Source organism: Pirellulales bacterium, from assembly GCA_035656635.1.
Lineage (GTDB): Bacteria > Planctomycetota > Planctomycetia > Pirellulales > JADZDJ01 > DATJYL01.
Window position 1 is genome coordinate 1 of the sequence record DASRSD010000002.1, and the last position, 14,532, is coordinate 14,532.

The following is a 14,532-nucleotide window of genomic DNA, read 5'->3' on the forward strand; positions in this document are numbered from 1 at the left end:
CTGCTCCGCGATGGTGCCCAGCGAACCACCGACAAACTTTGGCAACTCTGCGGCAAAGTACTCGATCTATTCACCGAAAGCGAATGCCGCAACTACCTCCAACACTGTGGATACCGCTACAATTAACCGACGACGGCACTAAAGAATCTTACCGCCAATCGCCGCTGAGTTCGAAAGCCGCCCAATAAAATGGAGGCAGGTGCTTTTGAGCGTCGACGGGCTCGTCGTCGATCGCCACGCCCCGGTGCACCCCTTCACGGAGCATTTTGATTTGAGCTTGTCGCAACGCCTCGACCCGGCTCATTTTCTTTTCCCACAAGTTTTCGTAAAAATCGATCATCAAGCTGCGCGAGGCGTCGTCGCTTACTTTCCACAACGTAGCAACTGTGCTTTGGGCACCTGCGACTTGGAAAGCACGCTGCATGCCCAGCAATCCTTCGCCACCGGCGGTTTGACCCAGTCCTGTCTCACAGGCGGATAAAGTCACGAGTTCGACGTGGCTTAAATCGAGTGACGATACTTCCAGCGCCGTCAAAATGCCGTTGTCCTGGTCGGGTTCGGGGGGCAAATTCGCGCCGGCCAACACCAAGCCTGAAAGCAAGCCGGGATGATAACCAGCAATTTGAAATTCCTGCCTTGTGGCGGGGCCCGCCGCCGGTTGCGCCGTGGCCGGCGATTTGCGGTTGATAACATATTCGATTGGGTCTCCGCCGGTTACCGGCTGCACGCGCAGCCGCACGGGAGTACCGACAGGGCCACGCACCATTTTGATAACATCTTGCAGACTCTTGCCATCCAGCGGCACAAAATCTCCATTGCCGCTGTCCACCGCCAGAATTTGGTCGTTAGGTTTTAACCGTCCGTCGAGCGCTGCGGAACCGCCGGGCACAATTTCCGTCACTTTGATTTGCTGCTTTTCCACCCGTAAGCTGGCTCCTAACCCGACAACCTGCGGCAAATTTGCGGCCGTTATATTGGCAACCGGCGAAGAACCGCGTGAGGAACTTTTATTAAGGGGCGCCGCTAAAGCCGATTTCAGATCTTGCGGAGCAAAAAAACCGTGCGTGGCAAAGTGCAAATAGGCAAAATTCGGCGCCTCTTCGCGGACGTTATTTTTTGTGGCTTGTCCTTTGCGCAAAATCTTCACCGGAACGTCGGGGTGCGATTGATCGAACGAATCACGCACTGCCAGAATTTCCGGGCGGGTTCCGTCCAAACTGGGCCACGCTTTAGGCATGCCGGCGCGAATTGCTGGGCCGCTTTGTGCGAGTAAATCGGCAGGTTTGCCGGCCGGCGCGCTGAAATCGACATCGCCCACCAGTAGCAGCTTGGCCGCCGTGGGCTTGGCGGGCGAGGCGCTCATCATTTCCGGAAGCATTTGTGGAACGGGAACCGTGGCCAGCGCGTACTCTTCCATCAAATAGGACCCCGCCTTGTTGCCGGGGAGTGCCGACCAAGGGATTTGATTCAGCGTGCCATCAGGTGAAATAAGAACGGTGTGCACGCCTTCCAAGTAAGACAACAGAGGCTGCCAAACTAATTTGCGCAACACGGCGCTGGGTTGATCGTCGGCGTCTTTTCCAGCGACTTCTCCACAATGTACTTCGCGCCAGGCGCCGACAGCCGTGTCGATGGGATCGATTAATCCCAAATCGATCATGGCGATGCTGGGGCTACCCTTTTCGCCCGTGGAGCGGAGCACAAACGCCGCTAGACGATATTCTCCATGTGATTTAATTCGACCACTGGCCTGTTTTTCATCGATACGGCGATTGAATTGCAACAGATCCACCAAGGCGACGTCGGTAGGCAAGCTTTTGGCAAGGTCGTCCGCAGTCAGTTTGGTTTGCGAACGAAGCTTGCGGAAATCGGCGCTGGTGCGGCTGAATTGCGCTTCCAAATCTTCCTTTTCGCGGGTGAGTTTTAGCAGGCTTTCACGCCAGGCATCGCGTTGTTGCGGATCGGAAGGAGAGGCCAAACTAGCCGTTGCTAATTTCGCAGCGACAATTTCCAATTGATTCCACAACCGTTGTTCCTCAGAGTTATCGGCATGACGCGCCAATCGCTCCATCCGCTGACGCATGAGAACCGAGCCCTTCCAAGCCAGCATCTGCGAGTATACGGTGCGAGGTAAATCGTCGAGCGAAATTGCGCCGGCCGCCGGCGCAGCGGCGTGACCTTCGATCTGTGCTGGCGAACCGTTACTGTTCGTGGCTTTGGCGGTGGTTAACGCGCTATTCGCTGCCGCATTCGTTCCTTTTCCCGCGGCCATCAACAGCGCACAGGAGACAAAGCTATCCAAATAGGATCGCGTTGTTTTAATGTTTTCTAGTTGTTGCCGTTCCGATTGCACGGTGGCCGTCAGTTCCAAACGACGCATAGTGGCTTCGGCAGCTTGCTGATACAGGGGCAGCGCTTGAGCGTATTTTTCCTCGTTTTGATACAGCGATGCTAGATTGTTCAAGCTAGTAATGTACAGCGGATAATTTTCCCCTCCGACTTCCTTATAAATGTGGCTGGCCTGTTGAAACAGCGGTTCTGCTTTGGAGTAGTCGCCTGTCTCGCAATACAGCCACGCCAAATTGTTGAGGCTGGTACCATAATCAGGGTGCTTTTCCCCGAGAGCGACTTTACGGATGCCCAACGCTTCCTGATAAAGCGGTTCGGCCTTCTCGTATTCTCCTTTGTCGTCATAGAGTAATGCCAGGTTGTTCAAGCTGGCGGCATAGTCGGGATGCTTTACGCCCAGCACATCCTTGCGAATGGCCAACGCTTGACGGTCGAGCGGCTCCGCCTTGGCGTAATCGCGCTGTGCGTAATATAAACTGCCCAAGTTGGCCAACCCCAGAGCATAGAACGGATGTTTTTCCCCGTAGGCCTCCTTGTAAATTGCATTGGCCTGCCGATACAGCGGTTCCGCCTTGGCATAATCGCCCATGTTCTTGTAGAGCAACGCTAAGTTATTGAGGCCCGTGGCGTAATCGGGATGTTTTTCTCCGACGGTAATCTTGCGAATTTCCAAAGCTTGCTGGTAGAGCGGCTCCGCTTTGTCGTATTCTCCCTTGTTGTTGTACAGCAGGGCTAAGTTATTCAGGTCAGTGGCATAGGCCGATTGCTTGTCGCCGACCGCAATCTTATCGATCGCCAGTGCTTGCTGGTACAAGGGCTCTGCTTTGGAGTAATCGCCCATGCTGTCGTATAATCCGGCCAGATTATTCAGTGCCGCGGCGTAATCGCGATGTTTTTCTCCCAGGGTTTCCTTGTAAATGGCCACGACTTGTTGATAGCGCGGCTCCGCCTGGGCGTAATTTCCCATGCTCTCATAGACGCGCGCTAAGTTCCCTAGTGTAACGGCATAATCGCTGTGTTTTGGGCCGAGCGCTGTTTCGCGAATTGCTAAAGCACGGTCGAAGGCAGATTTAGCTTGAGCGTAATTAGTTTGAGCGTAATAAATATTCCCTAGGACATTCCAGTTCGTGGCCAGCGCCAGTTGATCCGGACTTGCTTTTTCTTGCAGCGCGATGGCATCCAAATAGTCGGCAACCGCTTTTTCATATTCCTTTCGAGTCCGGCAAGCATCGCCGCGATCGGTGTAACGCTCAGGATTTTTGGGCTCCAGCCGAATTGCATCCGTGTAATCAGCGTAGGCTTCGTCCCACTTGCCCCCCATGTCACGCGAATTGGCACGGTTGGCAAGGTATGTGAGATTCTTAGGATCCAGCCGAATTGCTTCCGTATAATCGGCAATGGCGTGCTCGTAATCTTTTTGATTATGGTAGCCTGTGGCGCGAGAGTTGTACCTGGCAGCATTTTTCGGTTCTAGCCGAATTGCTTCGTTGTAATCGGCCAGTGCGTCATCCCACTTGGCCAACAGCCGACGCGAATTAGCGCGGTTGGCAAAGTATTGCGCGTTCTTGGGATTGAGCCGAATGGCTTCCGTGTAATCGGCGACGGCTTCCTCATACTTATCTTTGAAGTAGTACGCCGCTCCGCGGTCGTTGTAATGATCGGCGTTGGTGGGCTCTAACTGAATGGCTGCTGCGTAATCGGCCAGAGCCTCATCCCATTTGCCGGCTAAGCGGAGCGAATTGGCACGGTAGGAAATGTATTGCACATTCTTGGGATCGAGCCGGATCGCTTCTGTGTAATCGACCGTCGCATGCGCATAATCTTTTTGATTGTAATAGCCCGTGCCGCGGGCGCTGAAGCGTCCCGCATTGCTTGGCTCCAAACGGATTGCTTCGGTGTAATCAGCTGCTGCATCATTCCAATTTCCGGCCAAGCGACGCGAATTGGCGCGGCTGGCGAAATATTGCGCGTTTTTGGGATCCAGCCGAATTGCTTCCGTATAATCGGCAATCGCCTTGTCATAATCCGATTTGTCATAATACACTACGCCGCGATCGTAATAATGCGATGCGTTGTTTGGCTCTAGGCGAATCACTTCGGTATTGTCGGCCAGTGATTCGTCCCATTTTTCCAACTGCTGGTAAGCGTTGGCACGATTGATAAAGTATTGTGGGTCTTTGGGGTTGAGCCGAATGGCGTCGGCGAAATCAATTACTGCTTTGTCGTAATTGTTTTTATCGTAGTAAGCTACGCCACGTGAGTTATAACGCAGGGCATTGTTCGGATCTAAACGAATTGCTTCGGTATAATCTGCCAACGAATCATCCCATTTTCCGGCGTAACGGCGTGCCAGGCCACGGTTAATACAATACTGGGCATTCTTCGGATCGAGATGGATGGCTGCCGTATAGTCGGCAATGGCCAAGTCGTATTCTTTTTGAATCCGGTAGGCGTAACCACGATCGTCGTAGTGTTCGGCGTTATTGGGGTCTAACCGAATCGCTTCGGCGTAGTCGGCAAGTGCATCGTTCCACTTTCCAGCCAGCCGGCGTGAATTGGCGCGATCTCCAACATGTTGCGCGCTCTTCGGATCAAGCCGAATGGCCTCTGTGTAATCAGCGATGGCCTGCTCGTAGAGTTTTTGATTGTGATAGCCTGTCCCGCGTGAGCTGTAGCGTGCTGCATTATTGGGATCCAAACGGATGGCTTCGGCATAGTCGGCCAGCGCGTCGTCCCATTTGCCATTCAGCCGTCTCGAATTGGCGCGGTTGGCAAAGTATTGGGCGTTTTTCGGATCGAGCCGAATGGCTTCGGTGTAGTCAGCAATCGCTTTATCATATTGATCTTTGAAGTAATACGCCGCACCTCGGTCGTTATAGTGATCGGCATTATTCGGCTCCAGGCGAATTACTTCGGCGTAGTCGGCCAGTGCATCTTCCCACTTGCCGGCCAAGCGGCGCGAATTGGCGCGGTTGGCAAGGTACTGAACATTCTTGGGATCAAGTCGAACGGCCTGTGCATAATCTACAACTGCCTGTTCGTATAACTTCTGATTGTGGTAGCCTGTGCCGCGGGAATTGTAACGGGCCGGATTATTCGGTTCCAAGCGAATCGCTTCAGCATAGTCGGCCAGCGCATCGTCCCACTTGCCGACAAGCCGGCGCGAGTTGGCGCGGTTGGCAAAGTATTGTGCGTTTTTCGGATTGAGCCGGATGGCTTGCGTGTAATCAGCGATTGCTTTTTCGTATTGATCTTTAAAATAATACGCTGCTCCGCGATCGTTGTAGTGATCGGCGTCGTTCGGTTCCAAGCGGATCGCTTCGTCGTAATCAGCTAGCGCTTCGTCCCACTTTTCCGCTAGCCGGAGCGAATAGGCGCGAGTGGCGTAATAACGAGCATTTTTCGGCTCCAGGCGAATGGCTTCCTTGTAATTGGCAATCGCCTTTTCGTAATTTCCTTTAAAGTCGTATGCCGTGCCGCGATCGTGATGCCGCTCCGCATTATTGGGTTCCAGGCGAATGGCTTCGTCATAATCGGCCAGTGCTTCGTCCCATTTGCCTGCCAATCGGCGCGACAATCCTCGGTTGACAAGGTATTGCGTATCTTTGGGCTCTAGCCGAATTGCCTCCGAATAATCGGCGATTGCCTTGTCGTATTGCTTTTGGGCGTAGTAGGCATTGGCACGAGAGTTATATCGTGCAGCATTTTTCGGCTCGAGCTCGATGGCTTGGTCGTAATCCGCAAACGCTAATCCAAATTCGCCAGCGCTTTTGTACGCATTGGCCCGATTGTTAAAGTACAGCGCGTTTTTCGGATCGATTTCAATTGTCTCCGACAAGTCCGCAATCGCTTTGCGGTAGTCGTGCATCGCCAAAAACGTATTGCCGCGGCGGTTGTAGCCGTCGGGCTTGTCGGGCTCCAAGCGAATGATTTCCGAAAAATCGGCGATGGATTTGTCATATTGTTCTCGCTTGTAGTTGACTTCGGCGCGAGCACACAAGGCGGCAGTGGATTGCGGGTTGATTGTCAGCGCCGCTTCACAATCGGCCAGCGCATCGTCATCGCGATCCATGGCGCGATAGGTGTTTGCACGGCCCACTAAGGCGGGAACGAATTTCGAGTCGATTTCCAATGCGGAGTTGAAGTCGTTCAGCGCATCTTGGTAATGCAATCGTAGTCGCAGTACTTCGCCGCGGCTAACATATTCTTCTGGGTTGTCGAACTTCGAAATGGGTGGCGCATCCGCGACATTACTCACGGGAGTTGCGTTTTGATCCCCGGCAGATGATTGCGGCTGTTTTTGGTTATCGGGCGCGGCGGGTTGCGACGATCCGGTGGGCTGTTTGGTTTCTGGCTCTTGTTGCTTTGCTGGCGGTTGGGTCGGCGGCGTGGAGTCGGCTCCCCATGCCATGCAAGCGGTCATGACCCAATACAGGCACAGCCCCACCGGCAACAGGCGGCTAGTCAGTAGGCTCCTCACTAAGACTCTCCTACAACGCGCAACAGAAAGTAATCAAAATTACCTGATAGTATCGATCGCTGTTTTCGACAAAATCGCGGATCGGCCTCTTTGTGCGCCGGCAACCATTCAATATACCACCCCTAAAAATAGACGCAAATCACCCCGCCCTGGTGAATTTCCTCATATCAAGGTATCGCCTGAGGGCACGAAAGCAGACAATAACCCCGTGTTTGCCTGGATGCTGCCGGGGTGAATTTGCAAGCATTACACACTGACGCCAAGTTTGGCAGGGCAGCTCTAGAGAAAAGTAATTGTTCATCATGGCGGTCAATAAATTTTCCGGCGATCGGGGAAAGTCAATAGCGCCGATTTTTGGGTCGAATAATGAAGCAAACATGTATGACGGGAGCATGAGCAAAGAGCCAACTCCCGCGCCCTTGACCTACCGTCACTTTTTTCCGCTCTGCAACTCCTCCACGAGCTGCCGATATTTTATCGTATCCGCTTGTCCGGGTCCGAGCACTTTTTTGGCGGCATCGGCGGCGCGCTGGGCGAGCGGTTGTGCTTCGGCGTCGCGCCCCTGCTTGTGCAGCGCTAGCGCCAGGGAATTGACGATCGCCAGAGTGGTTTCATTCTCGGGGCCCAGTTTTTGTCCGTCAGCGGCCAGAATGCTGCGATAATTCTGTTCCGCGTCGGCGTATTTTTTCTCGGCCATGAGCGCGTTCGCCAAATTGGTTTGCGCGAAAAGTGTCGATGAATTTTCCCTTCCCAGCAATCGTTGGCGAACGGCCAGCAGGTTGCGGAATTGAGTTTCGGCCTGGTCGTATTTGCCTTGTCGATACAGCGTGGTGCCGATCCAGCTTTGCGTGGACAGTGCGCCGGAACTTTCCGGACCGTCGAGGCGCTCCTGAATGGCCAGCAAATCGCGGAAGAGCTTTTCGGCCTCAGCCGACTGATTATTGTTGGCCAATGCTTGCGCCAGCAGGCTTTGCAGGTATTGCGTGTCGGGATGTTCCGAGCCCAGGACGCGCCGGCGAATGGCCAGCACATCCTGAAATTCTTTCTCCGCGGCGGCGGCATCGCCCTCGGCCAACAAAGCGTTGGCCACGTTTTGACGGCTAAACAGCGTGCTGGGGTTTTCTGGCCCCAAGCTTTTCAGGCGGATGGCAAGGTTGGCTCGATGCTCATATTCGGCCAGGGTGTATTTGCCTTCGCCGAGCAAGGCGTTTCCCAACGTGTTGCGAGTGGAAAGGGCAATGGGGTCGTCAGCCGCCATGGCACGGACGGCGATTTCGAGAACAGCGCGGCACTCCTGTTCCGATTCCGCGAATTTGCCCTGCAGTCGCGCCATATTGGCCATGGCCGATCGGACCGACAATGTGAACGAGTTTTCCGGACCGACCGCTTTCTGCGCAATCGCCAAAATGGCAGCAAATTGCCGCTGGGCGTCGGCGAACTTGCCAAGGCACATCAGACACAATGCCACGCGGAATTGGCACCGCAAGGTTCGAATGTCTTCCGCGCCGGCGGACTGCGCAAATTCTTCATAAGCAGTTTGCGCAAGATCTTTTGCTTCGCGGTAATGGCCCTGGTAGTACAAGGCGCCGGCCAGTGAATATTGCACCTCGCTCCATTTGACCGGGTCATCTTCCCGCGAGCAGGCCTGCTCCGCAGCGTGGAAGTGTTCCACGGCTTCGTCGTATTTGATTTGTTGGCTGGCGGCCTGGCCGGCGAGCTGTAATGCTTGGGCCACATCGGTCTTTTTGAGCGGCGCGGCATTTTTCGCTTCTTCTGCAGCCTGCAGCGCCAGTTTTTCCGCGTTTGCATAGTCTTTGGCCACATAGGCGGCGTTGGCTCGTTCGTAGGTGGTGGCCGAAGCAGAGTTTTGCAACTGCTCGGCAAACTTGGGCAATTGCTCGCGCAAAGTGCGCTCATCGACGCCCAATTTTTTGGCCAGTTCGGTATAAGTGCGGTCATCCGCGGCATCTTCACTCTGTTCGTGTTGCGCCGACTTGCTTTGGGTCTGTTGCACACTGGCAAACTGCATGACGCCTTCGCGCAGCAGTTGGCTCATTTTTTCCACGGATTCGGTATTCACGGACTCGCGATGAACAAGCCAAATGCTTAACCCCACGAGCAAGACCAGCAACAGCGCCACGGCCCAGGCCCATTGCTTTACTCCGCGGCGGAGGCGGCCTAAATCATCGCGCAGTTTGAGCACTTGCGCTTCCAGCGCATCGCGGCTCCGCAGCGGATGATACAGGTGCATGTCGGCTTGCACTCTCGCGCGGTACGCCGCTTGAAGTTGGCGTAGCTCCGGCGATTCCGGTTCGTGCGGATCGATTGGAAAATCGTCTTCTAGAAACAGATACCAGACCTTTTTTTTCCGCTGCCGGCCATATAATGCCTCGTACTGTGTGTAACTGACTCGGCCGAATGTTTCGTCCGTGGTGGGGGGCTCGGCGCCATAACAGTGACCCACCAATTGCACCAGGCCTTGGCAGTCGTCAATTTTGTGGCGAAGCATTTCGCGCAAATCGCCGGCTTCCGTGCCGAAAATATCTTGCCAGACTGGCTCGTAGCCCAAGAATTGCAGCGTGTTGGAAACCAACTGCCGAGCGCTACGCAATTCCTTACTAACCGTCGAGATGAAGATGAGCGGTCTCGGTGTCATGGAGCGAGTAGGCGGCTTGAAAGTACAGCAAGGCGTCGAAATCGGATCCTGGTAATACTTATAATCACGGCCATGTTTTGAATCGCTTCTTGGTTGGTATGCTTTACCCCACTGTGGCACACTCGCGCGGGTAGAGATGTTCCAGCCGTACGTTCTTGGCGGCGTAGTCACGGCCGATTTTCTGAAGTGTGGGGATCAGCGTTAGGTCGTCCATGGCGGCCTTAGTAAAGGCCGGCGGCACCGTTGCATTGTCGGAGACATCTAATCGCGTATCGTAACGGACGTAAGTGAATTTCTGCTCGTCGGGCTTGAGCAGGTTCGGCCCAAGCAAATCGCCTACGTCGGAATCCAGCTGCGCTCCATGCAAGCAATCGCCCAGCACCCGGCAGGCCAAATCTTGTTCAACGCTAATGGAATCCATCAGCGCCGCAGGAACAAAGTTGAGATGGTCGAGGACGTTAATGCGCGTGGGAAGTTTATCCGGCAGCCGCGTGGAAATGCCACCCGTTCCTATCGAAACCACGTGCAGCTCGTATCGAGATGCCGGCCAAGCAAGCTGGTAGGAGGGCAAAGTCGCCATCAATACTGCGATTAGGGCCGGATTGTTAAAAGGAGTGATGGCACCATCGACAAATAGATAACGTTGTGCTCCGAATTGGATCGACTCCGGGGCATAAAACGTGGGAGCAGCAGTGCTGGCTCGCAGCAGTTGCCACAAGGGGACGCGCAGGTTGCAATCTGGCAAGTTTGGATCGTTGTATTTAGCGTGGGGATGGTTCGACACGGGCCAAGCAGAGCCCGTGGTGGCGTTGCGCATTACCACCAATAGCAGCCGCCGGAGTTTCTTGGTTCCCAGCAAAGCCGGCGTGTTTTGGGCGTCATCTTCGCGAGTCATTTGCTGAAAGAACTGGGCCAATTTGTCGGCACGGTACTTGGCATTCAAACGACGGAACCACGGAGAGCGGGTAAACATTTCTGCTCCCTGTTCGACGTACAGCCGTTCCACTTCCGCGACCGACATTCCCCAGCACAAACTGGTGGCGATAATGGCGCCGGTGCTGGTGCCAGCGAACAAATCGAACACGTCGGCCAGGACTAAATCGGGTCGATTTTGCTCCTGGCGAAATAATTGCTCGATGCGCGCCAGAATTTGCACCGTAAACAGTCCGCGGATGCCACCGCCATCGAGTGCGAGAATGCGTTTCATGCCAGGCGAGTTTCTTTGTGATGGATTGGAATTGCCATTAGCGCGATCCGGCAAACCGCCGGACCGAGTGCCATTCGAATACTTCCTGCAACAGCAACTCCTCCGTTCCAATCACGACACGCGACAAGCTGGGCCATGTTTTCGTATTATTGAGCCGTTTGGCCGCATCTTCAAGCTTGGCGGTCATAATTCGATTTCGTTCGGCACGCCGAGGCATGTCTTGAATCGCCAATGCCGACAGCAAAATTGGCGGCGCCAGGGGCAACAGCACCGAAAGCAGCCTGGTCGCCAACGTGGACCAGGTCGGCCCCCCGGCTTCGGAGAAGATCACGCTCAGCAGGCCAAAAAAAATGGCCAACAACGTGGCCACATTCGCCCCGCCTTTCAACGCCCAGCTCCAGTTTTCCGCCGACTGATAGTTTTGCTTGAAATACTCCAGTTGCACGGCAATTCGTTCTTGCTGATAGCTGAGACGAGCTTGCTGCAGCGGCAATGCAGCAGAAGCGTCCAGGAGCCAAAGCAATTGCAGGCTGCGAAATAGATCATCGTGCCCCAAGACGGTGATTCTCGGCAGCGAAGTTGAAGACCGGCGTAAATTCCAAAGTGCCAGAAACGATCGACAAATTTCAGCTCCAATGCGACTGCGGATCCAAATCCACTGGGCACGACGATGATAAAAGGCAATCGCCAACGCGCCGCCCAATGCGGCGAATTTGCTGACATTGAAAATATCGTTCAGGGGTCCTTCTAAATGCAGAATCGACATGAAGATTCCACATCCTGAAGCCAGCAGGTTGAGTGCAATAATGTAAACCACAAATTGCCGGGCTTGCGGCGCCCCCAAATCGGCCTGGCGATTCAGTTGGTTGAACTCTTGCAACACAGTCTCGCGCGGCTGAGAGGGATCCCAAGGCGGCGTCTGTAAGAACGTTGGCAATTGATCTAATCGCTCTTCGATAATGTTGCCGGCGTCGGGATCGATCAACACGAGCGGCTTGCCGAGTGAGCGGGCGTACTCCACAACTTCGGCAGTGCCGCCTATTCCCGCGGCGGGTTGTCCATCCCACACCGCCAAAATGACATCGGAGCGTTCGACAGTCCGAATTCCTGCTTCTAAATAGGCTTCCTCCGGTGAATCGGCGCCGTGGACTTCCTCGATGCAAAGCGCGGTGTTGACAATCGACTCGACGCGGGCCCACTGTGCCGCCTCGAAATCTTCTTGAAAGCGCGCCAGCGAAAACGGCAGCACTAAGAAATAAGGCAGCTTTCGGCGAACAACTTCCTCCAGAAACAGCGTGTCGGCGCCGCTGGCTGCTGATGAAACCGTGGCCAGCAGCCGGCCGCTGTTTTGCAACTGATCCAGAGCCGAGCGGATCGCGTCCGAAATGACCTGGGTGTCGCTCAGCTTGCGATGCCCGGTAAATCCGACGATGGTCCAGTTGGGAAGCATGATGAATGCGTTGAGGCCTACAACTTGTCTGCGAAGAGCTGTTTATAGTGATCGTACCAGTTGCTGCGAAACAGTTCTTGCGGATCGTACTTCTTTTTCAAACTCAAGAACTCGGGAAATTGCGGGAAGGCAGCTTCGAGTTGTTGGCGGGTTGGCCAGCGCGTGTAGGTCAGAAAGTAACGGCCTTTGTGTGCGAGAGCTCGGTCGATCAATCGGCAATAATCTTCGCTGGCTTTGCGGATCCCCGCTTCGGTGTGATCGACATGCACATTGCACAGCACGCAAACCGTTTTCTGCGGCGCGACCGCCAGGAATGTTACGTCGTCTTTTTCCAAGAAGCGAATTGTGCCGTAGAACAGATTGATGTTGTGCTGACGAACCTCTTCGCGGGCTTCGACCAGGAAGGGCAACAGTTCTTCCGGCGAAACGTACACTTCGAGAATGACTTCCGAGCCTTTGACTCTTGCGCCCAGGTATTTGTCCAGCAGCACATGATAGTTGTTGACAAAGCCGCTCATCTGGTGCGTGTCGGACCAGTAAATTTGCCCGCTGCTGGCCATGTAATGCTTTTGGTAATGATCAACGGCCTTTGATTTATCTTTATGTGCCAGATAAAAAATCTCGAACCATTCCCGCGGCGACAGGTACTTTTGTTTTCTTGGGATCGGCGTGGTGTCGGGCACCGGACGATAGCAAGAGAACACGCCGGAGTGCGTCAAACTGTCGTCGACCGGCTCGATGGAGTACTGGCAATCGCCGTATAAAAACCCTTCTTGCACTCGCTTTTCGATCCATGGCAGCAGGTCGCGCACCTCAATCAGCTTGACCACACGCTCCACCTTTTGACGCGGCACCAGCCGCAACTGCACTTGGGCAATCACGCCGAACAGACCGTAACCGCCGATGACGAGACTAAAGAGCTCCCGATTTTCGGTTCGGCTGCAGGTGTGCAAATTCCCTTCGGCATCGACGAGTAGAAGCGACTCCACATCGCCGACAATCGACTGAAACCGCAGACCGCGGCCATGTGCGTTGGCGGAGAGTGTCCCCGCCAGCGACACATGATCGACGCCAGTTTGCTTCTGCCGGATGCTCCACTGCTGCGCCGCGCCCTGTTGCGCTCGATGAAGATATTCGATCAACTCTGGCCACTGAATACCGGCCTGCGCCTCCACAATGTGGCAGGTGAGGTCTAGGTTGATCACTTTGTTAAAGTCGGTCAAATCCAACAGGACGGTTCCCGTTCCAAACTGCTGGCTCCCTTGCGCATGCCGACCGCCACAAACGCTGATAGCGCTTCCATCGCGCCGTGCTTCGCGGACGGCAAGTTGAATTTCTTCCAGCGTGCGCGGCCGGACGATTTTTATCACGCGCGTCTCGTTAAGCTGCGATTGAATGTCATTTACCATTCGCTCAGCGTCGCCAGAGCGCGGTCCAAACCACGGCGCGAAATGCAGTAGCGATTGGCGGAACATTTTACCGAGCATAATTCACCACAAATGATCCAAGTAAATTCCAAATATCTGGTTAAGCTGCCGCCGCCACAGCTTTACGAATGCCGCAATGCCATAATTGCAACCGCGTTACGAATGCCACAGCGCGTGGTGCTTTGCTTGTCGCTGGAACTGTGCCGGATCGTAAAACTTCTCATAGTATTCCATTTCAAGGTGCGAAAACTGAATCCAGATGCCAGGTGTGTAAAAGGCATCCACATGAGCCGGGAAGCGACCATAGGTGCCGATAATATAATTGCAAATTTCTTTCGTGTACTCGACGGCCTGATTGGAGAATCGCCGCGCTTTGTGCAAAAACTCCTCCGCGCTGCCGCGACTTTTATACGACCGAGCAAAAACATCGACGTCGCCATAAGCCCCCTGCGAACCAAACTTGTCCTCAAGCACGCGCTCGACCGCTTCGTCCATCGTTTTGACATAGGGAGGACAGCAGCTCTCGAGAATGGAATCGATGCCCACCGGGTTTGGCTGCGATGCCGGCACCGGAGGCGTGGGCCGAACGGGCTTGGGTTCCACCATTCGAAAACCGAGCCCATGCCATTGCTTCGTGGGATCTTGCTGCCAGAGATACGGGGGAAAGACCGACGAGTGAACCCAACCGCCAAGGCCCAACGCCTCGCCGACCAGCAACAAATTCTGCATAAACAGGAACGCTTCGTAGTCGGTGCGCAACGTACGCCCAAATCCCAGCGGGCCGACATTGTCCTTGCACACAAAACCGTTGCGAATCCACTTCAAACCGCCGATGGGTTGATATGGAATCTTCGGGCTTATGCCCAGCAGACCGCCGAGCCAGGCTAGCCTTTCGATCGCGCCCTTGGGTCGGAACTTGCGCCAGTCATCGACAAGTAGCGGCCGTCGTCCGTCCGGTTCGGA

6 protein-coding genes are annotated in these 14,532 nt (G+C 54.6%); all 6 read right to left on the reverse strand.

Annotated features, from left to right (window positions below):
• Positions 1-148: 148 nt before the first annotated feature.
• On the reverse strand, positions 149-6,829 hold the full coding sequence (locus VFE46_00060) for a tetratricopeptide repeat protein (protein HZZ26366.1): 6,681 nt from the start codon (positions 6,827-6,829) through the stop codon (positions 149-151).
• Positions 6,830-7,259: 430 nt separating this feature from the next.
• Positions 7,260-9,485, reverse strand: coding sequence for a tetratricopeptide repeat protein (locus VFE46_00065; protein ID HZZ26367.1), 2,226 nt, complete (start codon positions 9,483-9,485; stop codon positions 7,260-7,262).
• 103 nt (positions 9,486-9,588) lie between these two features.
• Positions 9,589-10,692 (reverse strand): patatin-like phospholipase family protein, encoded by a 1,104-nt coding sequence (locus tag VFE46_00070; GenBank protein HZZ26368.1) that lies wholly within the window; start codon positions 10,690-10,692, stop codon positions 9,589-9,591.
• A 37-nt stretch (positions 10,693-10,729) separates the two neighbouring features.
• Positions 10,730-12,142 (reverse strand): hypothetical protein, encoded by a 1,413-nt coding sequence (locus VFE46_00075; GenBank protein HZZ26369.1) that lies wholly within the window; start codon positions 12,140-12,142, stop codon positions 10,730-10,732.
• A gap of 17 nt (positions 12,143-12,159) precedes the next feature.
• A complete protein-coding gene (locus VFE46_00080; protein ID HZZ26370.1) occupies positions 12,160-13,629 on the reverse strand; it encodes an FAD-binding oxidoreductase in 1,470 nt (489 codons plus the stop codon).
• A gap of 96 nt (positions 13,630-13,725) precedes the next feature.
• Positions 13,726-14,532, reverse strand: an 807-nt coding sequence (locus tag VFE46_00085) for a hypothetical protein (GenBank protein HZZ26371.1), incomplete at its 5' end; no start/stop codon positions are given.